This is a genomic window from Desulfuromonas sp. AOP6, assembly GCF_009731355.2.
Lineage (GTDB): Bacteria > Desulfobacterota > Desulfuromonadia > Desulfuromonadales > SZUA-540 > SZUA-540.
In genome coordinates this window covers 2,994,126-3,020,484 of sequence record NZ_AP022810.1, presented here as the reverse complement: position 1 = coordinate 3,020,484, position 26,359 = coordinate 2,994,126, and the positions used below count along the sequence as shown (strand labels likewise).

The window sequence follows — 26,359 nt, the reverse complement described above, 5'->3', positions numbered from 1 at the left end:
TCCCCTGTTGTTTTGAAAAAGTATATCAGAAATCATAAAAGAAGACTATAGTCCGTGGACTGACAGTCACGGGAAATCTAGGATGCACACAATATGAGTGTTGCATCCTTGGAAATAGCTTTTGGGACTGTGCTAAAAGGGAAGAGAGCGGAAGCAAAACTCTCCCAAGAGGCTTTAGCCCTTCAGTGCGGTTTAGATAGGACGTACATTTCTCTGTTGGAGAGAGGGTTACGCCAGCCCAGCTTGAGGACTCTTTTTCTTATTTGTGAAGCTCTTCGTATCCGACCCTCAACCCTTGTTTCTGAAGTGGAAAAGGCTGTCATAGCTTGCCGTTGAAGAGTTCGTGAGAGGGAGGCTTTTTCTTTTCTCTTCTTGGGTTGCCAAAAGTGGATTGATATGCAGCGAACTGAATTCGAATAGGCCGTATCGGCAAGTTGCGATGGCTTCAGGTTTTGCAGGCTTCTGAAGATGTTAGCTACACGGTCCGATTGGTCTTTGTCCCACTCACTAAGCATTGCCTTTACAGCTTGTCGCTTCAGATCTTCTTGAGAGCCGCATAGGTTTTTCAGGATGATGGGCTACGCCCGGTCGCGTATAACCTGTGCGATGTCCTTTCCCCCGGCAGTAAGTCAATGGCCGGATAGCAACATTGCACTTGTCGTCACTGAGGAGCTTTGGCGGCATGGCTGACAACTTGGTCTGAAAGAACATGTTCAGAAACATCGTCTCAACGATGTCATCCATGTGGTGGCCAAGGGCGATCTTGGTTGCTCCCTAGGTTTTTTTCTTTCCTGAACCACTGATGAGGTTGCCATCCAGCAGGTGGCGAGGCTGAACGTTGCGCAGGGCATTGAGCAGGCTTTGTTTGATGTGCGGAATGTCGTCCTGCAGCTGGCTGAGCAGTGCCTTTATCTTTTGCCGCTTTTGGTCGTCAAGGGCCTCTTGCGGACAACCGCACCCAACCAGGGGACGCATCACGCTTGATGCCCATTCCTTAATCCATTTCTCTTCAACATAGATTAGCGGTCGGATGACTGTATGACGTCCATTGTCGGCGAGCATTTTGGCACTCATAGCGGCTAGGGTGCCAGAGTAGAACTGATTGAGTAGCAGGGTTTCGATCGCGTCATCCAAATGGTGCCCCAGCGCCACTTTGTTGCATTGTAGTCTGTCAGCCACCCCATAGAGGGCGCCGCGCCTTAAACGGGCGCAGAAGGCACAGTAGGAACTTCCGGGACGCAGGTGCTGCTCGATAATTTCCGCCCCTTGTGTGGTCTCAATGTGAAGAGACAGCCCGTGGCGTGCCACTTCCTTGGCGATAGGGTCACAATCAAACGATCCAAAGCCCGGATGGATTGTAACTGGGATCAGTTCATAGCGGATCGGCGCACGTCGCTGCAACCGTAGCAGGGTGTGAAACAGCGTCCAGGAGTCCTTCCCCCCGCTTATCCCAACCAGAATTTTGTCGCCATCCTCGATCATCTGATAGTCGCCTACTGCCCTGCCGACATTCCGATAGATGAGGTTTAAGCTCTTTTCACTGGCTTTACTCATGCCTGGGTCCTTTTTTTAATTCTTCCGGCCGTTCCTTTACTAGCTCCCTAAGATCTAAATTCGGGATCGATGATGCGTTGGCGAGCATCCTGTCAATCATGCGTAGCTGCTGAGCATTCTTTTCTTCGAGGTCTCTGACGTCTCTTTCAAGCCGAGCAATACGCTCTTGAGCGGCGACATCTGCGCGTGTGATGCGCGAAGTGACCTCTGGTGTAACTCCACGAAGGTCGGCCTTTTGTTTTTTGTACTTGTTGTAAATGCCTGTGTATGTGCACAGTGTTTGACGTGTGGTCTTGATTCCAAGCTGTAGTTCAACTGCTTTCGTAAGCAGCTTCCAACTCAACTTCCCTTTCCAATTGGCAATCAGGCGTTCGATTCGACGTTGGTCTTGTGTCGTGATACTGGGTGAAGCCATCTAACCGATCTCCGTGAGGTTGTATGTGGCCAATAATGTTGTCAGTTCTCTGTTGGGTTCTGGTTGATTCTTAGACTTTTTGTGTCGCTCCAGAGCCTTACTGAGGGCATGTTCGGTATTAGAGAGTTTCGCCGCGACATGTTCGATCTGCTTTGTTCGAACATTCACAAGGTTGAATTGCGCAAGCTTCAAGTTGAAGGTAATGACTGTTTCTTTGGGTGTCTCTTTCATCAATTGAATAAGTTGTGACAATATGCCTGTGTTCCGCGTGTGTGTGATGAACCAGTCCTGCATTGTCATCGAAACGGTCAAGCGCTTGTCCTTCTCAATGGTTTCCAGCCGTCGGCATTGAAACTGATGGTCCCGGTCAAGGACATCAATTGCATTCTGATCTCCAGCCACATGGCATGAGCTAGGGCATAGGAAACAGCTTGAAATAAAGTCGTTGAGGTAGTCGCAAGGGCTCGTGATAAGATTCTGGACGCAAACACCGGTAGATGTCGCACTTGCAGGCAGGTTAAGTTCTTTTTCGATGTCGTCTCTTGAAACCCAGCGAATTGGTTGTGTGGTCTCGTTTGCCGTTGCCTGAACTTCTTTAACTCTGGAAGTGCGCTCAGCGTGACTCGTGTGGATGTACTCGTACGTCTGTTCGCAACTTTTTCGTCCAGACCAGGCCGTAATGATTTCGTTGGGTATGCCGCTTCTGTCAGCCAGGGTATTGGTGTAATGACGAAGTTGATGGTAATTCAAAAAAAGACGTGAGGAAAAACCACGACGTGTGAAAAGCAAACCCCTACGACCGATATCCCTAGCAGCGTTTTGAGCTAGGCTTGCGGGGGTCAGAAGCGTATAGAAGTTCGATCCGCCTGGTGTTCCACCCCCCTTTCTAATGGCTCCTTGGCCGTAGTATTGGTAGCCTAAAACACAGAAAAGCGCGCCGTCCATTTTTGTTTGGGTTTGACCGCCGGTCGAAAAGCCAAATGGAAAGCTTGGGAAGGAATTTCTGTGGAGATCAAACAATAAACCCTCGATTTTCTCAACGGTAATCAGGCGGTTGTTATCTGGATCAAACTTCTTTGCATATTTGCCCTGAAAATGACAATTCAGTAGCTTGTACAAGCCAGGCCGAGCTGGATTCTTCACGGCATTGGAGGAGATCAAATCTTCCGTCTGAAGATCTGCGATTTTTTTTGGTCGCCAACAAGAGGTGCGCTTGGACAAGTTATCGCTCGTTTTGAGCCTGCAATGTCTCTTCTTGTAGCTACTATCTTCTGAATAGACGTAAACCTCGTCATCAATTCCGTAAAAGCCTAGCGCGTAACCCAACTGAAAAAGATGCGGTTTTTTGTCGAGTTCAAGACGTGCTTTTCTTTCAGATTCGATAGGGAAGTCGCCAAGCAGCGTGCAAAGCTTCTGGTCTGGGTTTATGTAGTAACGAGCAAGGATACGGCCAGGCTGACAGGCTTCGGAGAAGTAGTCGAGACCCTTTTCAACCAGGGGTGCGAGGTCTCGAAGTATATGGTTGCGGTTGTCTTGAAAGCCTTTGCTGCCAGGCCAGTCCATGTAAAAAACTTTGGGCCGATCACCTTCGGAGTAGGACATGAGTTTCTGGTTTGGAAGAAGTGGCACTTCAGCACTTGCTCGGTTCGGGGCCGCTAAGCAAAGTAGTGCCACGAAGGAGGCAAGCGCATCACGAAAGTCGCCAGGTTCTGGGCGTTCATTGATGAGATTGTTTAGTGTTTTGGCATAGACGGCCCCAATGGCTTTGATGGTGTCTTCACTAGCCATTTTTTGATTTCTTTGTGAGTCCGCCTCTTGACCAGTTCGATCGCGGGCATCTTTGATAAAAGACCGAAGCCGCTGAGAATTCTTTGGAACTAACCCATGCTTTTCACAGAAATTGATGAACGGTATGACAAAATACACGCGGCAGCCGTGGATGCAGTCAATGATGGAGGAGGGGGTTTGCTGGTAGAGGTGGCCGTGCATGGAAGAAAGTAATTTTCTTGCATAGCCAACCCAAGTGGTTTTTGTTCTATTAGAGATCGAGAGATTAAAGCATTCGATAATGAAGACCTTGACAAGGTCACCGTATGGTTTTGGCAGTACATTATCAGCGCCTGAACCGGCAGGACCGCGTCCTTTAGTGCCGTGTCGTCCTGTCAGTATACGAGTTTTATGGCCTGTGTTCGGGTCGACATAGAACCAGATAAGATCATCAAATGTTGCGTAGTCCCCTGTGGGGGTCTGGAACTGTTCGAATGTGGCGACTTCCTTGTATTGCTTAATCAGCGATTCGGTACGATCGAGGTACTTATTCAATGCCACGCCGAGTCTCCAGTACCTGGTTGCAGACGTTAATGGTCAGCTTAATCCATTTGACCTGCTTGCCAAGCTTTTCGACACTGAGCTTTTCTTCAGGCGAAAGCAGATTTTTGCTATTCGCTTCAAGCTTCAGCACTGCGAATTCCAGCACTTTGCCGTGGTTGGCTTCCAGGATCGGTCGGAAGTTGTTGCAGCCATAGCAGCCAATAGGACGTCCCGTAGTGGCCGAGCATGGAGTGCAGCCTTGTTTGTCACGCAAGCCGCCGACCGCATTGAATTCATGGTCGAGAACTTCGATCTCATCGTTCGAAACCTGTTCCAGCGGTTTGCTGAAAACAGCCGCCAGAAAATCAGAGCCGACGTACAGATCGTCAATCATCAGGCGCGAATTGTAATCAAGGTTAATGTAGTGTCTCGCCGCAGGCACTGTAACGCCTGTTATCTTTGCCAGCGTTATTGCGCTTAAGCCCGCTTGAGCGCCCCGCGTCAGGACCGTATGACGGATTCTGTTTGATGTCACTGTGCAACAATCGACTCTGCTTGATTCAACGCTGACGTGTCGTGTGCTCATGGTTATTGTGGATTCGCCGAAATGCAGGGCACGAGATTTGTCGTTGAAAAGTGCACTAAGGTCGTTTTGTGATGCAATCTCCAGCGAGAAGAAGTCCACGAAGATGAAAACTGGCATGTCGGAAACCGTACTGCTCAACTCCTGATGCGAAATGCTGCATCCGTTTTTTTTCAGTAAACTCCTTACGCCATGCATGTAGAGTCGCTTGTAATTGGTAAGGATCTCAGAGTTCTTAGCATTTAGAGGGATAGGATGCTTTTCTGGTGTCGTCCTCCAAGATATTCCGTTACCTTTTGCATGGAAAAACCTTATCTGAAGCTGGTCGATTCCAAGGTTTCCTACTTCATGGGATGGATCGATGCGTGGATCGTCAAACCGACGGCCAGCGGGAAGCACATCGCTCCACTTGAGCATCGATAGCTGAATAGGCCTGCGCACCGTCGCTGCTAATAACTTGTTGCTTACGGCGGCCCTGATTGGGCCAAACAAATATTTTGATTGAAAAAACTCTAGCGGGCGCTCAACCTGCCAGTCAAAAAGCTGCAGTCGTAAGTTCAGTGAAGCACAGAAACTGTCAAATTCCAGTTCGCTAAGAGCACCCTTTTGGGGATCGAAGATCTGTGGACGTTCTGGGTCTAGGTTGGCCTTGGTAAAGGCGTGGTGATCTTTATACTCCCGGTAACCGAGCTTGCTCAAGGTGCCAAAAAATTGATTGAGGCCCTTCTTTTGGTGTGTTGGAAGACCGCTCCATTTGGCGCGTAGAGCAACTAGCTCTGGGATTCCAAATAACATTAAAGATTTCGTATTGGTGACAACCGTTGTAGTCGTGTTGGCTGCCTTTGTTCTGGCGTAGTGCGAGTATACGGCCAACATGTGAGACCTGTCCAGATCTGGAATAGAGGTATTCCAGATCCAGCTCATATCAAACTTCCATCCTTTAGCGGGAGTTGGCAATAACTGCCACTCGTTGCCCGTTATATCGACAGTTAAACCGCTTTTAGCAGTCAGTGTTTGTGGCTCATAAACCCTTGCTTGGGCGGCCAGAACGCTAATCATTAGTTTGCATCCACCATATCTTGATGTTTCTGCATGATCTGGCGCACTTTTTTGTGCGTTCTTCGATCGTTATAGGTGTCCGTCATCGTTGAATTTGCCGACCAGCCCATCGCATACTTTCTGGCATCTTCAATCCAGCCTGATGTGGAATTCTGATAATCGGCTTTGTCATCGAATATGTCGTTCCACATGTGTCGAAGGAGGTGCGGGTGTAATCGATGATTCAGCACTTTCGAAAGCGTGAGGAACATGTCATTGATTGATTTCGCGGCAAGCGGCTGCCCCTGCGTTCCCCTGGAATTGCTTTCACTGACAAATATGAAGTCGTGATTAAGTGCTCCAGGTACCTCATTCCGGACATGCTCGATATAGAAAAGCAACGTATCCATGAGCTCTGGTTTTAGGTTCGCGAGATGAGACTTGGTCTTCTGGTTTGGTCTTTCGTGTCTTGGATCCGAAGAGTCGTCATGGTGCGGGTAAATCCAAAGAGACGAACCAGACTGGTCAGAGCGCAGATCAGAACACTTTAGTTTTGCCAGAGCGCCTCGCCGAATCCCCGTGTCGAGAAAAATGCTTACGATTAAATAATTCCGCAGGCGGTTGCGCTCGGTGAATGGGTTGTTCGGGGAAATCGGACGAATAACCTCAAGCATCTTGCAAAAAATTTCCGGCGGTATTGCGTCATCCTCTGGGTGGCGTGTTTGTTGATCCTCCTTAGATCTTAGGGACTGCTCATCGGCAATCATCTTCATTGTTAGCTTGTTGAGTTGATCTTCAATGTTCTGGCGAACGGAAATCGGGTCGTGGAACTGTTCAAACAACCAGTTCAGGTACATTCGAAGGCGATGGATACGGCCCCGATGGGTGCCATTGGAGACTTTTGAAATTAGAAATGTGTTCGACGCTAGAATGTTTCGGAGTGATTTGTCTTCGGAATTAGCAAACAGTGGAACGACCTTCTCATTACTGCTGTGTCCAGCATTTTTTGCACTGTGCTCGTAATAGGAGGTGTACTCGCTCATGGTGAGCAACTTCCCAGAGACCGCTCGCTCTGTTAGGTCAATGCCTTTTGAATTGAAGTATTTGAGCGCAAACAATAGTTCCCCTCCGTATCGTGACTGTGTGCTCAGTCTGAAATGAGTGAGGGTATTCAGGTAGACCGAGGCGTAGGGATCAACTGGGCAAGAAAACTTATCGACGATCGCGAAAAAGGTCTTCTTGTTCCACTTGTAACGTTTCAATACCGCATCCATATGCTTAACAAAACCCCGCCGGCTATAAATGGTTTTGACATAATAGGGAGGAAGTACTGTTTTGTAAAGGAAGAAATGGGGTGCCGGAAGGGGTAATGTCTCTCGCCATGAGGCGTGTCATCCACAAGACATTGTTGTGTAACTTATTTTTTGCTGTCAAAAGAAATGGAATATTGCTGCGGTGGCGGATATACAGGAAAATATTGCTTTACAGATAAGCTACCAGACACAACTTGCCGCCGGAGACGCCGACGAGGATGCGGTCCCCCTCTTCAATGAGGTTGAACTCGCCGATGGCTTTACCGGCAAGTTTTTTGATGCGCTGAAAAAGTTTATCTTCTAGAACGGGCAAGGCGATCTCCAGGGAACAGAGTCGGCGTCGGAGGTGGATGCCGCCCACGGATTAAAACAGATCGGGGGGGAAGGGATCAAGGGAAAAGGGCGTCGGCTACCAGGCGTGATCCCGCTTGAGCAGACCCACGAAAATGTCGGCGGGAACGGCGCCGCTAAAAAGGAAGCCCTGGATTTCGTTGCACCCCAGTTTGCGCAGAAAAGCGAGCTGGTCCTTGTTTTCCACGCCCTCGGCGACCACGTTGAGGTCGAGACTGTGGGCCATGGTGATAATCGATTTAATGATGGCGGCGTTCTTGTTGCCGGGAGAGAGGTCGGTGATGAAGGAGCGGTCGATTTTTAGCGTGTCGATAGGGAAATTTTTCAGATAGCTCAGGGAAGAATAGCCCGTGCCGAAGTCGTCGATGGCAATCTGCATCCCCATGTCTTTGAGCATGTGCAGGGCGGCGGTGGTCTCCTCTTCCTTCTGCATGATCGTACTCTCGGTGATTTCCAGCTCCAGGCGGTGGCTGTCAAGGCAGCTTTCCCGCAGAGCGCGGGTCACCGTTTCGGCGATCTGCAGGATGGTCGTATTCTTGCCGGAGAGATTGACGGCAATGCGAATGCGACCATAGCCGGCCTCGGCCCAGGATTTGCTCTGCTTGCAGGCAGCCCGCAGCACCCATTCGTTGATGGCGATGATCAGGCCCGAGTCTTCAGCAATATGAATGAACTCATCGGGGTAAATAAGACCCCGTTCTGGATGGTTCCAGCGGATCAGCGCTTCGGCCCCGACAACTTCGCCGGTATCGCTGCTCAACTGGGGTTGAAAATAGAGTTGAAACTCGTCCCTTTCAAGGGCCTTGCGAATATCCCGCTCAAGACCCAAACGCTCAAGAGCCGAAGCGTTCATCGATTCCTGATAAAACTGAAAGTTGTCCCGTCCTTGGTCCTTGGCGTAATACATGGCTGTGTCGGCGTTTTTGAGCAGAGCGTCGACGGTATCGCCGTCGGTAGGGAAGAGGCTGATGCCGACACTGGTCGTGACGCACAATTCGAAGCCCTCAAGATGAAGGGGTTGGGAGACAGCGCTGATGATGCGTCGGGCGATCTTTGCCACATCGCGGGAACTGCCCAAATCGCCAAGCAGGATGGAAAACTCATCGCCCCCCAGGCGCGAAACACAGGAGTCCAGGCTGGCAGTGCCAATAAATGAGGCAGTGTCTGTGCGGCGTAGACAGTGGTTGAGGCGTCTGGCCACTTCCTGTAGAAGGAGATCGCCGATGGAATGGCCGAAAGTGTCATTGATGCGTTTGAATCGGTCGAGGTCCAGGTAGAGCAGCGCCGCCAGGCGATCATGCCGCGCAGCATAGGAGAGCGCCTGTTCGCAGCGGTCCTTGAATAGTAGACGGTTAGCGAGGCCGGTCAGGCTGTCGTAAAAGGCCAGCATGCGAATCTGCTCTTCCGCCTGTTTGAAGGCGGAGACATCCTGAATAATGCCAACCAGGGGCGGGCTGTCTTTTTCCGCATCGTGGGAAAACTCGCCCTGACTAAAAATGATACGCTCGTGTCCCTGGGGCAGAATGGCCTTGTAGTGAAGGCTGAACGGGGTGCGAGCCGTCAGCGAGGATCGGAAGACATCCTTGACCCGAGCCAGATCTTCTGGGTGGATATGACTGAAAAAGTCGCCATAGTTGAGCTGCATCGAAGACAGTCCAAGTCCCAGCAGGCAGCTGGCCTCGGCTGACAACCGAAAGAGGTTCTCCTCTGGAGAAAGTTCCCAATATCCCAGGCGGGCGATGCGCTGTGCGGTAGCCAATCGTGTCTTGTTCTCGGCGAGTTCATAAAAGGCCTTGTTGGCCCGCAGAACGTAGCGGGCGCGATTGGCCAGCACGGTTTCATTGATGGGTTTGGTGATGAAATCGGTGGCGCCGATTTCAAATGCCTTTTGAATCGACTCGGGATCATCCAGGCCTGTTACCATGATGATGGGGATGTCGGCGCCGTGAGGACGCAGTCGCAGCTCGCTGCAGAGGGCAAAGCCATCCATGCCCGGCATGACGACGTCGAGAAGGACGAGATCGGGCTTGAGAAGAGCAAAGAGATCGAGAGCCTCCCCTCCCCCTTCCGCCAAGGCTACATCAAAGCCGGCCTGCGTCAAAACCTGACGACAGAATTCCCGCATGACCGCCGCATCATCGACCACAAGGATCAGGGGCTTTCGTAATGGCGAGTTGGTGGTCATGGATCTCCGTCGGTTTTAGACGCTTGGTTTATGAAGGGAAGGAGGGCTTTTCCTGCAGGATCACAGTACAATAATTAAGGCAAAAACCCCGCGGGGTCAAGGTTTTTGCTGTAAGGGCTCGCAGACAGCTGGAGATTTATGCCGGAAGGCAACGGGGGAAGGGATGGTGCCGGCTCCCGGGGTAAATGATTTGCCCCGGGAGCCGGATCGGATAACCTTAGACAACCTGTTCCATGGCCCAGATGCCGCAGGGGCAGATGCCGGAGCAGATGCCACAGCCGATGCAGTAGTGGTCGTCCGATACATATTCGAAGGTGCCGTCATCCTTGTCCAGCCGCCTTATGGCGCCCTCAGGGCAAGCTTCCAGACACATGGAGCAGTCACGGCAGGTGCCGCAGGAGAGACAACGGCCGGTTTCGGCCTTGGCGTCGGTGACACATAAGCGACCGCGGTTCTGTGGCCGGAAGAGCTCCTTGGACAGGCAGCTCTGGGGAATCACCACCGGTTTCCTAACGGGAACCAGTTCTTTTCCGGCCAAGTAGTCGTTGATCATTCCGGCGATATCAGCCCCCTGGCCGATGGCGTGAGTCAAAAGGCCCGGCTTGATGGTGTCGCCGATGGCGAAAACCCCTGGGGCTGTGACCGCTTGTCCGCAGGCGTCCACATCCATCATGCCGCGATCGGTAAGCCAATCGCGGGGGATATAGGAGAGGTCAGGGCGCTCACCGATGGCGATGATGACCGTATCGGCCTCGATCAGTTCGCCGTGTTTGGTCCACAACCCTTTGGAGTCCACTTTCTCGGTGAAAACGGGCCAACGGATTTCCCCGCCAAGGGCTTTGACCCCATCGATTTCGTGTTTATAGGCGGACGGGCGCTGGATGTCGATGGCGGTAACTTTTTTGGCGCCCATGGCGTAGGCACCAAGGCAGACGTCCATGCCGGCGTTGCCGGCGCCGATAACCACGACCTTGTCGCCGACGTCCGGACGATGGCCGGCGTTGATCTTCTTGAGGAAGTCCAGCCCCTTGACGAGGCGGTCGTGGCCCGGGAAAGGGATAATGACCGCATTGTGGGCACCGCTGGCGATGACCACGGCGTCACTGCTGTTGCGGATCTCCTCAAATTTATTCGCGTCTACCCGCATGTTGGTGTGGATGGTGATCCCCAGGTCTTTGACCCGCGCGATTTCTGTTTTCAAAGAGTTTTCCGGTAGACGTGACGAGGGTATGGCCTGTCGCAGCTTGCCGCCGACCTCCTGGTCGGCTTCGTAAATCGTGACCTGGTGACCGGCCAGGCGTAACTGCCAGGCGGCGGAGAGCCCTCCCGGGCCACCGCCGATAATGGCGACGGATTTACCACTCTCCGCTTGTGGGCGAGGAGACTCGGCCTCCAGCGACAGGCGACCGAGCTCTTTCATGGCGACGGGGCGATCAAGGAATTGGCGTGTGCAGGCATCCATGCACAGATTGGGACAGACCTCTCCACATACGCTGGCCGGAAAAGGCGAATAATGCAGGACCAGCTCAAGAGCTTCTTTTACCTTGCCCTGCCGCAGCAGCTTAATGCGCTCCTGGGTGGGGATGGATGAAGGGCAGGACGTCTGACAGGGGGCGCCGTATTTTTTGTCCTGCCACCGGGGGGTTTTGAGACGGTCTTCGCCGCTGTTGACCAGGCCGGCGACGTGCTGGTAGTCGTCTTTAAGGACATCACCGAAGATGCCGCCTTCCACCCATTTTTGCTGACGGAACTCCCGCATGGTGATGCGGTGGTGTACCTGTCGCTCTTCATAGGTCTTGGCGACAATCTTGTGCCAGGAAGAAAAGTCGGTCAGGGTTTCGAGGCGATGGAGGCGGTCGACTTTTTCAAGGAAGACGGGCAGGCCGTCTTTCAGGAAGGCTTGGTCTGCCTCGTCGAGGTCGAGCAACCAGACGTCATCGGAAAGGCCACGGACGGGTCCGCGCACATAGATGGTACCGCCGACCATGCCCATGCAGGCCCGATCGCCCAGGACCGAGTCCATTTCTTCACAGTCGATGCCGCAGACGATGCCGAGGCCGCCTCCCATGAACTCGAAAGAAAAACTGCCGGTGTTTTTCAGAACCCAGAATTCAGGGGGCTCGTAGGCCGGGTCGTGCTTCATGAGCGAACCGGAACGCGTACCGACGCGGCCGGCCACATAGATTTTACCGCTGGCCGCACAGTGGGCCGTGGTGTCGCCGCCGTCCCCCTTGATAACCAGGGTGGCGCCGGCATTAAGCCAGCCGGCATCGGCGGGGGCAGAGCCTTCCACGATGATCTCGGTGCCGTCGAGACCGAAAGAGCCGACGCGCTGACCGGGGTTTTTCACCTTGAACCGCAGGGGCGCGCCGTCGGCAGTCCACAAGGGGCCACCAATATTGTGATGCCCGGAGGAGAGGATTTCGAACTCCGTCTCGCCCTTTTCCAGGGAGGCATAGATCTGCTGGAGCAGTTTCTGGGTGGAAATGCGCTGCTTTTTTTCGTCGAAACCGATAATTTGGGCCGCCATTGAAATCTCCTGTCAGGCGTGAGGCGTGAGGCGTGATGAGTAGAGGCTTTTTCGCCGCACTCTTCAATCCCCCTCCCCTCACAGACTTAACATACGTATTGGATCTGTAACCGTTCCGCCACGGCCCGATCGGTAGAAATGAGGGCGTCGGCGCGGCCAACGGGCAGCGACGAGTTGCCGATGGGGGCCATGAGCTTTTTCAGCTCCTGATCCATGGCCAGGAAGTAGTTGACGATGTTCTGGGCCGCTCTCTCCACGTCGAGGCGATGGGCCAGAGCCGGTTCCTGCGTGGTGATGCCGACGGGGCATAGACCCGTGTTGCAGGCGTTGCAGCGGCCCATTTCGTTGCCGACGCAGCCGGCCATCTGCAGGATGAGTTTTCCGGTAAAGACGCCGTTGGCGCCCAGGCAGATCATCTTGAAGGCGTCGGCGGCCAGATCGCCGGTCTTGCCGAGACCGCCGGCCGCCCACAGGGGAATCTGGCCCTGGCGACCCTGAGCTACCGCCGCCAGGTAGCAGTCCCGCAGTTTGCTGACGATGGGGTGGCCGGTGTGGTCCAGGGAGACCTCGTGAGCGGCGCCGGTGCCGCCGTCGATACCATCGAGAAAGAAGCCGCCGACGATATTGTAGGGGTCGCGCACCAGGTTGTTGAAGACCGATACCGAGGTGGACGAGGCAGCGACCTTGATGGCAACCGGCACGCGGAACTTGAAAGCGGCATTGAAGGAAAGGAACATCTTCTGCACGCTCTCCTCGATGGAGTAGAGTCCCTGGTGGTTGGGTGGCGAAAGCAGGTCCGCCTTGGGGACGCCGCGAATGGCCTGGATATGTTCGGCTACCTTTTGTGCCATGAGCAGGCCACCGTCACCGGGTTTGGCGCCCTGGCCGATCTTGATGAGAATACCGGCCGGATCCTCGATCATGTGGGGCATCGTCTTGGCGATACGGTTCCAGCCGAAGTGGCCGGAGGCAATCTGCAGGATCATGTATTTGAGATAGCGGCTTTTGAGCAGGCGTTCCGGCACACCGCCTTCGCCCGAGGACATGCGTACAGGCAGCCCGCACTCTTCGTTGAGATAGGCGACGGCCATGGCTACGGCTTCCCACATGCGCCAGGAAAGAGCACCGATGGACATGTCGCCGATGATGACGGGGTAGATCCAGCGCACCGGCGGTGTCTGCCCTGAGGCGGCCAGTTGGCCGGTCTCGTTGACAGCGAAAGGGAGTTTGTTCGCCGGCATGATGCGGCCGAAAGGAGCCAGCAGGTCAAAGGTGTGGCGCTGGGCGTCAAGGCTGGGATCGGTCATCTGGGAGATGCGACCGACGCGCAGACGGTCGAGAGTGCGGACGGTCCCCTCCAGGTTCTTGCGGCCGCCGCGCTTGATGGAATCACCTCCCAGGCAGCGGGTGACGATAGGGTGGCGGTTGTCCACGTTGCGCAAGGGGCCGATGGCATCGTTGGGACAGACCTTCTCACAGATACCGCAGCCGCGGCAGTAGTTCTTGATGGAGTGGGCCTGGCGGATGACGGGTACGGCACTGAAGCGAGCCTTTGGTTCAGGCAGGTCCCCTTCAGAAAAGACCAGGCGGCGCCGCTCGACCTTAGGGACGATGGCCCGGAAGGAACAAGCTGCTACGCAGGAACCGCACAAGGTGCAGCGACTGGCATCGTAGCGGATTTTCCAGGGCAGGTCGTTAGGGGTGATGTCTTGAATTTTCATTGTCTCCATCGGTGAACCTCCAGGTTCTCATCGATTGCCACGATTTCCCGCTCGTGGGGATAGATATCCGTTTCCCAGTCCCGGTCGGGCATAATCTCGTTGATGCCGCAGACTTCCGAAGAGAAGACCACCATGTCGTCAGAGCGGCCTACCACAATGGGTCTGAGTTTTTTGGCGTCGCAGCAAGTGAAAAGGGTGTTGTCCGGCAGTACCCCGATAATGGTATTGGGTCCGTTGATCTCCAGGTGGGCCAGGGACTGGCGAATGGAGAGGAGAGAGTCCTTGTCGTCACGCTGTTCGATATCCTCGAAAGGGAGTGGGGTGATGACATGCTTGAAATAGGAAAGGGGCCAGCCAAGTTCCCGGTGAGCATAATGCAGGGTGTAGAGAAAGCACTGGGAGTCCGATTCAAAGCCGATATAACCCCGGTGGAGTTTCTGCTGAAACTCGACGTTTTTCAGGTAGAAGGTGTTCTCGCCATTGGCCAGAGCCGTATAGCCCTGCAGAAAGAAGGGGTGAGCAGCATAGCGCACGATGTCGTAGTTGGTATTTTGGCGGCATTGGGCCGTGATGACTTTGGCCATGAAGCGCTTGTCCACGTCCCACAGGTTGAAATAGGTGCCGATATCGCGCGGATCGCCGATTTCTTTCAGGGTGAGCACGTCGGGCCAGAAGGAGTACACGAAACCTGTCTCGTCCTTTTCCAGGGCGAGGCGAATTTTAAGGCGCATGTCGAGCAGGAGTTCCTCCTTTTCCCGCTTTTCCGCCTTTTTGTAGTGCTTGGGGTAGTCAAAGGTTTCAAAAACGTAGTTGGGCATGGTGATAATGTCGAGGCCGGGCTGGTCATTGGTTTCGGGTACCCACTGCAGAACGCGCTGGAAACCGGCGGCATGCAGGATGTCTTCGGCGATTTTCAGGCCCTCGTCGGTACAGGCAAGGGAGAGGGTGGGCAGATGTTTATACCCCTCAAAGATGCCGCCAAGATCATGCATGACCATGGCGAATCCCGAATTGTCGTGGCCCTTCTGTTGGGACTGCATGAGCAGTAAGGCCTGGCTCGGGTGGACATAATTCCGGCTTTTAATGGCGCCGATACGACACATGGCGATACCTCCAGGCATGGGTTAAGGCGGACGCGTTTTCAGATTGCCGCGATAACACAAATGCAAGCAGTGGGCCAACAATTAAACCAAAAGACAGGAATGATAAAAGGTTTTTATATGCCTTTTAAAACAATAACTTGGAAATGTGTGTCGGTTGTTTTCTGGAGGCCACTCAATGGTCATCACACGGGCAGTGCTTCGAGGTGTGTTTCTGTGTTACTCACCTGATGGTTTATTTTTAGGCAGGATGTTCAACTGGGGGAGTGAGTACAACGAAAAAAACCTGTCCAGGCACTGAGCCTGAACAGGTTTTATCGATGCAGACGAGATTGAGACTCGCTCAGATCATTTCGATCCAGCCGTGGGGGTCTGGAATGCGGCCATACTGGATACCGGTCAGGGTGTCGTAGAGTTTCTGGGTGAGTTCCCCGATACGGCCATGGCTCAGGCTTACGGTCCGGTTGCGGTAGGTGAACTGGCCGACGGGGGAGACGACAGCGGCGGTGCCCGTGCCGAAGGCTTCCTGCAGGCGCCCGTTTTCGGCCCCATCAAGGATTTCGTCAACGGACAGGGCACGTTCCTCAATCTCCAGGCCCATTTCCCGTATCAGGGTGAGGATGGAACGACGGGTGATGCCATCAAGAATGGTGCCCTTGAGGGGAGAAGTGACGATCTTGCCATCATAGAGGAAGCAGATGTTCATGCTGCCGACCTCCTCGACGTACTTGCGATGGACGGCATCGAGCCAGAGAACCTGATCGAATCCCTGGGCGGCGGCTTCCGTTGAAGCATAGAGACTGGCCGCGTAGTTGCCGCCGGTTTTGGCTTCCCCGGTACCTCCCGGGGCAACGCGGATGTATTCATCGGAGATCCAGATTTTGACAGGATTCAATCCCCCTTTGTAGTAGGCGCCGACCGGGGACAAAATGATGTAGCACAGGTATTGGTCTGCCGGCTTGACACCAAGCACCGGTTCGGTGGCGATCATGGTGGGGCGAATGTAGAGGCTGGTCCCTTCGCTGCGCGGAACCCAGTCGGCCTCCAGTCGGATCAGTTCTTTCAAGCCTTTGAAGAAGAAGGCCTCGTCCACCTCGGGCATGCACATACGTCGGGCGCTGCGGTTAAATCGCTTAATATTGTCCATGGGTCTGAACAGGGCGATGCTGCCGTCCGGGCGGCGGAAGGCCTTGAGTCCTTCAAAAATTTCCTGGGCATAGTGCAATACCAGCGCGGCCGGATCCAGCGAGAATGGGGCATAGGGGGCGATGCGCGCCGAATGCCAACCCTTGGGCCGGTCAAATTCCATGATGAACATGCGGTCAGAGAACTGTTTGCCAAAGACCAGTTTGCTCTCGTCGGTAACGCGAGGCTTCTGCCCGGAGAGGGGAAGAATTTGCAGCTCCATAAATGAAAACCTCCGAAGGGTGTAAAGGATGTGTAGGAAAGTGCAATTTTTAACACAGGAAAGCGGGGGCAGGCAAGAATTTTGGCACTGCCCATGGGGGGATGAGATGGAGTCGGCTTTTGATAAAACGGAAGAGGTATTTTAGTCCTGCTCCGGTTCTAACTTTTTAATCGGGCGCAGACTGGCCTGGTTATAAAGAAGTTGGGATCTGAGACTGTTTTTTTCCTCCTCATGAAAGCGGCGAACGATTTTTTCGTATTCGGCTCTTTCGGCCAAATCGGCAAGACGATATTCCATGGTGTGCAGCTTCCATAGGTCTTCCATGAGACCCTCCTTTAATGGCGGCAGATCATTTAGGACTTTGCAGAGGTAATCTATCACTCGCCGGGTAATAGTCAAGGTAAATTATACTATTTAAGGGATGGACTGGCCATTGTTTTCGCTTATGGGTGCCGGAGGGTGGTGGGTCGGGAGGGAGCGGAATATTGGTTCGGGAGGAGGTGTTTTGCTAGCGGGCCTGCTGTCGTTAAGCAACAGGCCCGCTAGAAGCAGTCAGCTGACCAACTCAAAAACTTCTTTGGCGTCGTTGAAATTATAGATTTCACCGGTTTCAATGATGTAGTGCCATCCATAGATGTTCAAGGTGCCTTTGCGGTATTTCTCTTCAATATAGGGGTAGGTCAAAAGATTTCGCATCTGGACCAGAATGTTGATCTGCTCCGTAAGCCACTCTCGTTCTTCGGGGGAATCGTCCGTCATCAGGCGATCGACCCGGCCTTTTACTTCTTTGGAAACCTCGAGCCATTTGCGCACATGAGGCAGGTGGTCCAGCTTTGCCGGCGGCAGGTTCAGGGCCGCGCAGCCGCCGCAGTTGGAGTGGCCGCAGATGACAATGGTGTCAACTTCCAGGGCCTGCACGGCATATTCGATGGCCGAGGTGGTGGCCACATATTCTTCGGTCTGTCGGTAGGGAGGCACGATATTGGCGACGTTGCGGACGATAAAGAGTTCGCCGGGGTGGGTCTGGGTTATCAGGTTGGGGACAACCCGCGAGTCTGAACAGCCAATGAACAGGGTGTGGGGTTTCTGCGTTCTGCCCAGCTCCTTGAAGAGTTCGCGATGGCCTTCAAAGTCTTCTTCCCTGAACTTCATGTGTCCTTTGAACAAACGGTCCATAAATATCCTATAGGCAAAAATTGAGGTAAAAAACCTTGAACTTAAATAGACTCGTCGCAGGTTGGGAAATCGAGCCAAAAGGTGCAGCCCCCTCCCGGTGTGTCCTCCACACGAATCTGCCCCTCATAAAGACTCATGATTTTTCTGGCGGTGGTCAGGCCGATTCCCGTGCCTGGTCTGTTGCGGGCGACCCTGGAGCGGTAAAAAAGGTCGAAAATATGGGCTTTGTCTTCATCGTCCAGTCCTGGTCCATGATCGCGGACGAAGACGTGGTGCGTGCTGTTCTGACTGATGCAGCCGACTTCGATGGAGCCGCCCGGTTCGGCTCCGTAGCGCAGGGCATTGCCGATAAGGTTGGAGAGAAGGGATGACAGCAGTGTTTCGGGAATACGAAGAGCGGGCAGGGGATCAATGTGGATACCCACGTTCATTTCTTGCCGCAAAGCGTGGTAATCATCCAATATGTCTTGCATGATGCGATTGAGGTCGACCGGGTTCCGCGGGGGCTCTACCCGCCCCAGTCGAGCGAGGGTCAGAACGTCTTCCATCAGCGCCAACATCTTGCGCCCCTGTCCTTCTATCTCTGCCAGTATATTCAGGGCGCGCTCGTCGAGTGTGTCGGCGTATTCCTCGCGGAGAAAATCGGCGTAGCCGAGAATGGGCGTCAAGGGAGTCTTCAGGTCGTGGGAGACGGTGTAGACAAAAGCATCGAGCTCACGATTGGCGTGGCGAAGTTTCTCTTCGGCGGCCTTGCGCTCGGTTATGTCACGAAAAACGGCCATCTTCTGGGTGCTGCCGTCAGAGGTGATCAGCGGCGTATGGATGATCTCAAAGGTGCGGCCATTGGCTGAATGAAAACGTTCTTCCTTGACCGTTTCGCCGGCCAGCACACGCTGCATGGGGCAATGCGGACAGGGATCCTGGCGATCAAGTAGAGCCACGTAGCATGGACGATTCTGGTACGGACCAAAAGCCTCGCGCATGGCTTTGTTCATAAACTGCACCTGATAGTCGGCAGAGGCGATGTAGGCGAAGTCCGTCATGGCGTCGAGGGCGGTGATCAGACGCGTGCGTTCGGTTTCCAGCTCAAGGGTGCGCTGCCGTACGGTGGATTCGAGGTGGACCGTCTGCTCGCGTAATTGCTGTTCAAGCTCAATCTGTTTGCTGAGATCGATAAAAGACTCGATGCCACCGACAATGCGGCCATGCTCGTCTCTGAGATAGTCAATATTTTTGCACATGACCAATGGAGCGCCGCTGCGGGTTTTGATGGTGCATCGCGCGCCGATAATCGGCTTGGGCAGGGTGTCGCTGAACAGGCCACAGGTAAGATCGCATTCGATTCCCTCCAGGGCCGTGCAGGGCTTGCCGATGATTTCATGGGCAGCATACCCGGTCAGGCGCTCGGCTTCAGCGTTCCAATAGACAATAACGCGGTTGGGGTCGACCAGAAACAGGCCGCTGGGGATGGTCTGCAGGACATGTTCAAGGCCAAGGGAGCCGAGGAGGTTGGGCATAGGGACTTCCTCTATAATGGTCTAGCTGGTCGGCCGCTGTTTAGTGGTCTGTCGCCAGGGAGATCATTGACCGCGCCTGTCTCTGCAAAAGGAAAGAAGAACGATCAAGAAACCTTATAGCATAGGTCTGCTTTCTCATGAAGTAGAAAATCACTGATGTTTTAAAGACTTTTGGCAGCGCGACCCAGAATGGCAACATCCACTGTTTGGGCGCCATTTTCCAGCAGGGCGTTGGTGCAGGCTGCCACCGTCGCCCCAGACGTCATGACGTCGTCGACCAGCAGAACCGACTGACCACTCAGTTTTGAGTGAAGCGCAAAGGCATTGATAAGATTATGGCGGCGGTCATCCAGAGACAAGCCCTGTTGGGAAGGTGTGTGCATAACGCGGCGCAGCAGGTTGGCGGCCACCGGGATGCCGCTCAGATTCCCTATAACCCGGGCCAATAGCAGGGATTGGTTGAAGGTTCGCTGACGCAGCCGACGGGGGTGCAAGGGGACGGGAAGAATCAGATGGTGGTGTGAAGGGTGTTGGCCCGTGATGGCTTCGCTCAGGAGATGCCCCAAGGGGGTGGCCAGGGTGAAATCCTGCTGATATTTGAAACGGTGAATGGCCTGGCGCAGTGGTCCTTCATAGACGCCCAGGGCACAGACGGCCCTGAAGGGGGGCGGTTGGCGTTGGCAATTTCCACAGAGATGATCGCTGCCGCCGAAGTCAGGAAAAGGCAGGGCGCAGCGAGGACAGGACGGCGGTTTTTCGCAGTTCAGGGTATTCAGGCAAGATGGGCACAGGGTTGGTTGATGGCTGCTGTCGAGCAGGGTGCCGCAAAAGGCGCAGGTAACGGGTAGAAGGCGATCGAGAAGGCCGCCTATCTCGCCCCGAAGGCCTGTCCAGAAGGGACGAAAGCCCCTGAAAAAAAAGTGGCGGTCGAAGCTCATGGTTTGCAGCGGGGCGTTTTATTGAGGCATCAGAAGGTTTTTTCCCGTCATTTCGTCCGGCTTCTCAAGTTGCAGAAGTGACAAAATAGTTGGAGCCAGATCGGCGAGAATTCCCTCTCGCAGAGTGGCACCGGACAGGTCAGGATCAACCAGCAGCAGAGGGACAGGATTGGCGGTGTGGGCCGTGTGCGGATGGCCGCTACGGTCTGTCATCTGTTCGCAGTTGCCGTGATCAGCTGTGATCAGCAGGCAGCCTCCGGCTCGGAGAACGGTTTCCACGACACGGCCAAGGCAGGCGTCAACCGTTTCCATGGCCGTGGTGGCAGCTTCGAGATTGCCGGTGTGGCCGACCATGTCGGGGTTGGCAAAATTGAGAACGATGAAGTCATACTTGCCAGACATCACACGATCGACGACCTCATCGGTGACCGCCGGGGCGCTCATGGCGGGTTTCAGGTCGTAGGTGGCCACATCTTGGGGGGAGGGGATGAGAACCCGGTCTTCGCCTTGAAAGGGCTTTTCACTGCCACCGTTGAAGAAAAAAGTAACATGTGCGTATTTTTCCGTCTCGGCGATGCGCAGTTGCGTCAGACCGGCATGGGAGACGACCTCGCCCAACAGGTTGGCATAGCTTTCGGGCGGAAAAGCCACGGGCAGTTCAAACGTTTCATCGTACTCGGTCATGCAGACAAAGTCGCTGAGTGCCGGGCTTTTGGTCCGCGTAAATCCTGAAAATCCAGTGTCCGTGAAAGCGCGCGTGATTTCGCGGGCACGGTCTGCACGGAAGTTGAAGAAAATAATGCCGTCGTCAGGATCTACAGTGCAGGCGGTCTGACCGTTTGGCACGATGACGCGGGGTTCGACAAATTCGTCCGTTTGTCCGGCCGCATAGGCCTCTTCGATGGCCGCGGCGCTCGATTTCGAGCATTTTCCCTCGCCAAGGGTAAGGGCACGATAGGCTTTTTCGACCCGATCCCAGCGATTATCACGATCCATGGCGTAGAAACGTCCGCAGATGGTCGCCACCCGACCAATCCCGAGGGTCGCCAGCTCCTTTTCCAGATCGAGAAGATAGCCGGCCCCGCTTTTGGGAGGGGTGTCACGCCCGTCTAAAAAGGCATGAATGCAGACCTGGGTAAGACCGACGGTCTTGGCCATCTGTACCAGAGCGTAGAGATGCGTGTTGTGGGAATGGACACCGCCGTCGGAGAGCAGACCCATGAGGTGCAGTTTGCCCCCGCGGTGTTTGACCTTTTCCAGCACCTGCTGGAGGACGGGGTTTTGGAAAAAATCACCATCGCTGATGCTTTTGCTGATACGGGTGAAGTCCTGGTAGACAATGCGGCCGGCCCCGATGTTAAGATGCCCGACTTCCGAGTTTCCCATCTGGCCCTCGGGCAGACCAACAGCCAGTCCCGAGGTAGTCAGGCGGGTGGAAGGATAGCGCCTGAACAGACCGTCGAGAACCGGTTTTTTCGCCTGGCAGACGGCATTATTGTCGCACTCGTCGTTAAGACCCCAGCCATCGAGAATGACCAGGGCGAGCGGTCTTTTTACTCTTCTTCCTGCCATGCCTCTCTCTCCCCGTGATGGATTTCACGCACTTCCAGGGGGCGAGCCCCGGTGATCAAGGAGCGGTTAGGCAGGGCAAAGCTGCCCCAGGTCCCGCAATGGGGGCAGCGGCTCTTCCAGCTCGACTCTTCTTCCCCGCACTCTTCACACACATAGCCAAAGTTGAGATGGGCATTGATCCCGAGGGCTTTCTGATACTCGCGAATGGCATCGTCAAAACGTTTGCGGCGGCGGTGAGCTTCGGCCAGCAGGCTGTGCAGCTGGGAAAATTCAATCCCGGAGCTTTCGACGGCATAGAGATTTTCAAGAGCTTCATCTACCATTTCGAGGCGCAGGCAGAGTCGACCGTAAAAGAGTCGGAGCAAAAGGTCCTGCGGATTTTCCACAATAATGGAGCGATAAAAAGAGAGCAGCGTGGAAGGATCTTCCTCGCCGATATAGAGTTCTTCCAGTCGGGACAGGAAGATGCTCTTGGATAGAGACTTATAGCCCTCCTGCCATACACGGGAGGCCTCTTCGGCTCTGTTCTCAGCCTGGTAGATGTCGCCAAGGGAAACCCGGGCCGGCGTGAAAGTGGAGTCCTGTCGGATGATGTCCTTGAGAGCATCCTTGGCTTCAGCGCCCTTGCCCGCGGCAATATCCTGTGCGGCCACTTCGTAACGGATAAAAAGAAGCTTGGCTTTTTCATCTTCCAGACGATTCTTGCTGACCCCGACTTTCATCAGGCGTTTCTGCAATTCCAGGGCCTCCTGCCAGCGCTGACTGTTGACATGGATGTCACGCAGGGCTCTCAGCGCCTTGCGGTTGTCGCTCTCCAGGGCGATGATCTCCTGATAGGCCAGCGCGGCGTCGTCTAGAAGGCCCATCTCTTCGTAGGTGTTGGCCATTTTGAAAAAGATTTCGAGGTTCCGCGAGTCAATATTTTTGGCCTTCAGGAGCAGGTTGATAGCTTCCCGGGGCTCGCCCTCCTGGATGTAGGCACTGGCCAGCGCGATGTAGGTCTCCACGCGGGACGGATCTCGGTCGAGAGTTTTCTGCAGCAGGGCGTGGGCCTTTTTAACGTCGCCGGAGAGAAGGCGTCCCACCCCTTCACGATAGAGGGAGGTGACCTCCTTGTTTTTCTTCTCAACGCGGTCCTTGCGCCAGTTTTTGAAAAAACCGGCAAAGGTGCTGTAGATATAGGCGCCGTAGCCCAGAATCAGCCCGAAAAGAACGGCTCCCACCACAACAATGGCCACGGGATAGGTCAGTGACTGGTCGGGCAGGAAAAAGAGGGTGATATCCTGAGGGTTGAGACCCAGGAAGTAGATGAAAAAAACAAGAAACAAGATGATGAGCAATAAAAAGGCCATGAGAGTCATGTTCTTCTCCTGGGCTGGGTCCCGAAGGGTCACCAAAGGGTAAGCGGGCTATTCGCCAAATTTTTCAACATCCGATTTGCACTCGATGCAGTAGCGGGAAAAAGGGCGCACGAGTAAACGGCGGGGATCTATTTCCTCTTCGCAGCGAACGCAGATACCATATTCGCCGCTGGCCAGTCGATCAAGGGCGGCGTCGATATCACGCAGCTTCTGTCGCTGGGCTTCGTTAAGATTCATCAGGACATCCCGATGATAGCTGTTGGCGGCGGCATCCCCAATGTCGGGGACCCCGTCGGTCCCCAGTTCCTGGGAGGCGGCATTGGCTTCGCTGACTTCGCGCATGACATTGCGGCGAAGGTCAAGCAACAGCTTTTCGGTGCGGTCCTGTTCCTGTTGATCCATGGTCCGGGTCTCCTGTGACAAGATCGGCTTAGCGATTGTGGTAGGGCTCGTTACGCAGGATGGTCATGCTCCGGTAGAGTTGCTCGAACAGAATGAGCCGGGCCATCTGATGCGTAAAGGTCAGGGGCGACAGGGACAATACCAGGTTCGCCCTTTTTCTCACGGCCTCGCTGAGACCATAGGCGCCGCCAATGACAAAGGCCAGCTCCCCGGTCCCCTGGACCATATGCTGCCCGAGGAACTCGGACAGTTGCTCCGATTGCAGCGTCTTCCCTTTTTCATCCAGGGCAACGACGAAGGCCTCGTTGGTAATTCGGGCCAGCAGTCGCTCCCCTTCCCGCTCCCGGAAAAAGCCAGGATCTGCTTTCTTTCCCCCCTTTTCTTCCCTGAGTTCAGTGACTGTCAGGGGGAGATAGCGCTGGACGCGGCTGCTGAAATCCACAACGCCTTCGCGCAAATAGGATTCGGAAAGCCGGCCGACGCAAAGCAGGTGCAGTTTCACCGGCTTCTTGCCTTGCGCTCCCAGTGGTACTTCTCCGGGATCTCAATTTCTGCGACTTCAGACCACAAACCGTCCAGATCGTAAAACGCTCGGACGTTTTCCTGAAAGATATGAACCATGACATCGCCGTAATCGATGAGGACCCAGCGGCCTTCGTTCATACCTTCCACGCCAAGAGGCATGGTGGAATGCTCCTTTTTCAAACCAAGGTGTACCGATTCAGCGATGGCTTGCACCTGACGATCGGAGGAGCCGGAAGCGATGACAAGATAATCCGTCAGGGTGGAAATCCCCTCCACCTCAAGAATGCGGACGTTGACGGCCTTTTTTTCCAGTGCGTAGGCTGCACACAGTATAGCGCGGTCTTTGGATTGCAAAAGTCAGAAAACCTTTCTTAGCCTCTGTAAAGGCTTTTTTTGAAGATATATTCTTCCACCGCGCGGGGTAGGAGGTAGCGGATAGAGCGGCTCCCGGCGATCAGGTGACGGATATCGGTCGAGGAGATGTCCAGAAATGTCTCTTCCAGAAAAATGACGTGATTCCCGTTGCGATGCCTCAGGTTTTTGGAGGAGCTATGATAACAGAAGTCCCCCCGGATGGCAACGGGAAGGAGGCTGGCCGGATCGGCGGTAGTTATGCCTGGGCGGGAGGCCACGACGATGTGGGCGAGTTCGAAGAGACGGGCATATTCCTTCCAGGTCGACAGGTCGCGAAAGGAATCCATGCCGATAATGAAATAGATCTCGTCCCCGGGAATTTCGTCTTTCAGAATCTCGAGGGTATGGACGGAATAGCTCTTGCCTGGCCGGCGATTCTCGAGGTCAGAAACCTCGAAAAACGGATTGTCGGCGATGGCGGCTTTCACCATGGCCAGACGGTGTGCAAAGGCGATGTCGGCGGCTACTTCCTTGTGCGGCGGCGTGGCGGCGGGAAGAAAAAGGATGCGGTCGAGGCCGCAGACTTCCCTCACCTCCTCGGCGATACGCAGATGGGCGTAATGAATGGGATTGAAAGTGCCCCCCAGGATACCTGTTTTCATAACGCCTTCACTTGAGGTATCACTCCCTACGCCCTGACCTGGCCGTCGCCAAGCACGACGAATTTCCGGGTGGTCAGATCTTCCAGGCCCATGGGGCCGAAAGAATGGAGTTTGGTGGTGGAAATGCCGATCTCCGCCCCCAGTCCCAGCTGGTTGCCGTCGGAAAAACGGGAGGAGGCGTTGACCATGACGACGCTGGAATTGACTTCACGCAGAAAGCGCTGGGAATTCTCGTAGTCGCGGGTGACGATGGTCTCGGTATGCAGGGAACCGTAACGCTGGATGTGGGCGATGGCCTCATCCAGGTCGTCGACCACGCGCACGGCAAGAATGAGATCGAGAAATTCCGCCGACCAGTCTTCCTCCGTCGCGGCTTTGATCTGGGGCGCAAACGAACGGGTGAGGGGGCAGCCGCGCAGTTCGACGCCGTGGCTGCGCATGACGGCAGCGATCTGCGGGACGAAGGTCTCGGCGATGTCCTTGTGGATGAGCAGGGTCTCCATGGCATTGCAGACACCGGGGCGCTGCACCTTGGCATTGACACAGATCTTCTCGGCCATGTCGAAATCGGCGCTGGCGTCAATGAAGGTGTGGCAGACCCCTTTGTAGTGCTTGATGACGGGGATGCGGGAGTTCTCGCTGACAAAGCGGATGAGTCCTTCGCCCCCGCGGGGGATGATCAGGTCGATCTCCTCTTCAAGCTTGAGCAGTTCAAGCACGGCAGCCCGGTCGGTTATGGGGACAACCTGCAGGGCTGCTTTGGGCAGCCCCAGCTTTTCCAGCTGCTGGCGCAGGATGTCGCCGATGGCCGCGTTGGAATGAATGGCCTCGGAACCTCCGCGCAGGATGACGGCATTGCCGCTCTTCAGGCAGAGACCGGCGGCGTCGGCGGTGACATTGGGGCGCGATTCGTAGATGATGCCAATGACCCCCAGGGGTATACGCATCCGGCCGACCTGAATACCGTTGGGGCGCCGCCACATGCCGGTAATCTCGCCGACGGGATCAGGCAGCGCTGCCACCTCGCGCAGGCCGTCGGCCATGGCGCCGATGCGTTTTTCATCCAGTACGAGCCGATCGACCATGGCCGGCGCCATCCCCTTGTCGCGGGCGGCGGCAAGATCCTTCTCGTTGGCGGTCATCAGGCTTTCAGTGTTCTGTTCCAGGGCGTCAGCCATGCTCCGCAGCAGGTCGTCCTTTACCGCCGAGGAGAGTCGCGCCAGGACGCGGCCGGCCTCCTTGGCCGCGCGGGCCAGTTGAACCATCTGCTCTGCCATGTTCATTGTTGTCTCCTTGTCTTCAGCATCGGTTGCAGGCGCCGGTGGCTGTCGAACCAGGCCAAAT

23 protein-coding genes and 1 pseudogene are annotated in these 26,359 nt (G+C 54.7%); 1 reads left to right on the top strand and 23 read right to left on the bottom strand.

Annotated elements, in window-relative coordinates:
• Positions 1 to 93: 93 nt before the first annotated feature.
• Positions 94 to 336: a helix-turn-helix transcriptional regulator gene (locus AOP6_RS15410; protein ID WP_213194623.1), complete on the top strand. Its 243-nt coding sequence runs from the start codon at positions 94 to 96 to the stop codon at positions 334 to 336.
• Here the strand turns inward: AOP6_RS15410 and AOP6_RS15405 are convergent.
• The 23 genes and pseudogenes from AOP6_RS15405 to AOP6_RS14060 form a co-directional block, all read right to left on the bottom strand.
• A pseudogene (locus tag AOP6_RS15405) lies at positions 289 to 774 on the bottom strand (tRNA 2-thiocytidine(32) synthetase TtcA); the annotation flags it as partial. The gene AOP6_RS15410 and the pseudogene AOP6_RS15405 sit on opposite strands and share 48 nt — an antisense overlap.
• Positions 775 to 1,554, bottom strand: a complete 780-nt coding sequence (gene ttcA / locus AOP6_RS14165) for a tRNA 2-thiocytidine(32) synthetase TtcA (RefSeq protein ID WP_155877374.1) — start codon at positions 1,552 to 1,554, stop codon at positions 775 to 777.
• A complete protein-coding gene (locus AOP6_RS14160) occupies positions 1,547 to 1,969 on the bottom strand; it encodes a hypothetical protein (RefSeq protein WP_155877373.1) in 423 nt (140 codons plus the stop codon). Before AOP6_RS14160 ends, ttcA begins: the two co-directional genes overlap by 8 nt.
• Positions 1,970 to 4,297 (bottom strand): hypothetical protein, encoded by a 2,328-nt coding sequence (locus tag AOP6_RS14155; protein ID WP_155877372.1) that lies wholly within the window; start codon positions 4,295 to 4,297, stop codon positions 1,970 to 1,972.
• The gene (locus AOP6_RS14150; protein WP_155877371.1) at positions 4,284 to 5,921 is read right to left on the bottom strand and encodes a hypothetical protein; all 1,638 of its coding nucleotides are present in this window, start codon (positions 5,919 to 5,921) and stop codon (positions 4,284 to 4,286) included. Before AOP6_RS14150 ends, AOP6_RS14155 begins: the two co-directional genes overlap by 14 nt.
• Positions 5,921 to 7,162: a site-specific integrase gene (locus AOP6_RS14145; protein WP_213194619.1), complete on the bottom strand. Its 1,242-nt coding sequence runs from the start codon at positions 7,160 to 7,162 to the stop codon at positions 5,921 to 5,923. Before AOP6_RS14145 ends, AOP6_RS14150 begins: the two co-directional genes overlap by 1 nt.
• A 220-nt stretch (positions 7,163 to 7,382) precedes the next feature.
• On the bottom strand, positions 7,383 to 7,526 hold the full coding sequence (locus AOP6_RS14140; RefSeq protein ID WP_213194617.1) for a hypothetical protein: 144 nt from the start codon (positions 7,524 to 7,526) through the stop codon (positions 7,383 to 7,385).
• A 96-nt stretch (positions 7,527 to 7,622) separates the two neighbouring features.
• Entirely contained in the window at positions 7,623 to 9,749 is a 2,127-nt protein-coding gene (locus AOP6_RS14135) for an EAL domain-containing protein (RefSeq protein ID WP_155877369.1), read from the bottom strand.
• Between the two features lie 217 nt (positions 9,750 to 9,966).
• Positions 9,967 to 12,279, bottom strand: coding sequence for an FAD-dependent oxidoreductase (locus tag AOP6_RS14130; protein ID WP_155877368.1), 2,313 nt, complete (start codon positions 12,277 to 12,279; stop codon positions 9,967 to 9,969).
• Positions 12,280 to 12,365: 86 nt separating this feature from the next.
• Positions 12,366 to 14,009 carry a glutamate synthase-related protein gene (locus tag AOP6_RS14125; protein WP_155877367.1) on the bottom strand — a complete coding sequence of 548 codons (1,644 nt, stop codon included), beginning with the start codon at positions 14,007 to 14,009 and terminating at the stop codon, positions 12,366 to 12,368.
• Positions 13,997 to 15,103 (bottom strand): glutamine amidotransferase family protein, encoded by a 1,107-nt coding sequence (locus AOP6_RS14120; protein ID WP_155877366.1) that lies wholly within the window; start codon positions 15,101 to 15,103, stop codon positions 13,997 to 13,999. Before AOP6_RS14120 ends, AOP6_RS14125 begins: the two co-directional genes overlap by 13 nt.
• 340 nt (positions 15,104 to 15,443) lie before the next feature.
• Complete coding sequence (locus AOP6_RS14115) at positions 15,444 to 16,508, bottom strand: branched-chain amino acid aminotransferase (protein ID WP_155877365.1); 1,065 nt, start codon at positions 16,506 to 16,508, stop codon at positions 15,444 to 15,446.
• Between the two features lie 141 nt (positions 16,509 to 16,649).
• Complete coding sequence (locus AOP6_RS14110; protein ID WP_155877364.1) at positions 16,650 to 16,832, bottom strand: hypothetical protein; 183 nt, start codon at positions 16,830 to 16,832, stop codon at positions 16,650 to 16,652.
• Positions 16,833 to 17,060: 228 nt separating this feature from the next.
• Positions 17,061 to 17,684: a carbonic anhydrase gene (locus tag AOP6_RS14105; protein WP_155877363.1), complete on the bottom strand. Its 624-nt coding sequence runs from the start codon at positions 17,682 to 17,684 to the stop codon at positions 17,061 to 17,063.
• 41 nt (positions 17,685 to 17,725) lie between these two features.
• Positions 17,726 to 19,201: a PAS domain-containing sensor histidine kinase gene (locus AOP6_RS14100; protein ID WP_155877362.1), complete on the bottom strand. Its 1,476-nt coding sequence runs from the start codon at positions 19,199 to 19,201 to the stop codon at positions 17,726 to 17,728.
• Positions 19,202 to 19,362: 161 nt separating this feature from the next.
• A complete protein-coding gene (locus AOP6_RS14095) occupies positions 19,363 to 20,139 on the bottom strand; it encodes a ComF family protein (RefSeq protein ID WP_155877361.1) in 777 nt (258 codons plus the stop codon).
• Positions 20,140 to 20,157: 18 nt separating this feature from the next.
• Positions 20,158 to 21,711 (bottom strand): 2,3-bisphosphoglycerate-independent phosphoglycerate mutase, encoded by a 1,554-nt coding sequence (gene gpmI / locus AOP6_RS14090; protein ID WP_155877360.1) that lies wholly within the window; start codon positions 21,709 to 21,711, stop codon positions 20,158 to 20,160.
• Positions 21,693 to 23,072 (bottom strand): tetratricopeptide repeat protein, encoded by a 1,380-nt coding sequence (locus AOP6_RS14085; protein WP_155877359.1) that lies wholly within the window; start codon positions 23,070 to 23,072, stop codon positions 21,693 to 21,695. Before AOP6_RS14085 ends, gpmI begins: the two co-directional genes overlap by 19 nt.
• Positions 23,073 to 23,120: 48 nt before the next feature.
• Positions 23,121 to 23,474: a TraR/DksA family transcriptional regulator gene (locus AOP6_RS14080; RefSeq protein ID WP_155877358.1), complete on the bottom strand. Its 354-nt coding sequence runs from the start codon at positions 23,472 to 23,474 to the stop codon at positions 23,121 to 23,123.
• A 28-nt stretch (positions 23,475 to 23,502) separates the two neighbouring features.
• The gene (locus tag AOP6_RS14075) at positions 23,503 to 23,976 is read right to left on the bottom strand and encodes a 23S rRNA (pseudouridine(1915)-N(3))-methyltransferase RlmH (RefSeq protein ID WP_155877357.1); all 474 of its coding nucleotides are present in this window, start codon (positions 23,974 to 23,976) and stop codon (positions 23,503 to 23,505) included.
• Complete coding sequence (gene rsfS, locus AOP6_RS14070) at positions 23,973 to 24,353, bottom strand: ribosome silencing factor (RefSeq protein WP_155877356.1); 381 nt, start codon at positions 24,351 to 24,353, stop codon at positions 23,973 to 23,975. Before rsfS ends, AOP6_RS14075 begins: the two co-directional genes overlap by 4 nt.
• Positions 24,354 to 24,370: 17 nt before the next feature.
• Positions 24,371 to 25,015 (bottom strand): nicotinate-nucleotide adenylyltransferase, encoded by a 645-nt coding sequence (gene nadD / locus AOP6_RS14065; RefSeq protein ID WP_155877355.1) that lies wholly within the window; start codon positions 25,013 to 25,015, stop codon positions 24,371 to 24,373.
• A 26-nt stretch (positions 25,016 to 25,041) separates the two neighbouring features.
• The gene (locus tag AOP6_RS14060) at positions 25,042 to 26,352 is read right to left on the bottom strand and encodes a glutamate-5-semialdehyde dehydrogenase (protein WP_225897389.1); all 1,311 of its coding nucleotides are present in this window, start codon (positions 26,350 to 26,352) and stop codon (positions 25,042 to 25,044) included.
• Positions 26,353 to 26,359 lie beyond the last annotated feature (7 nt).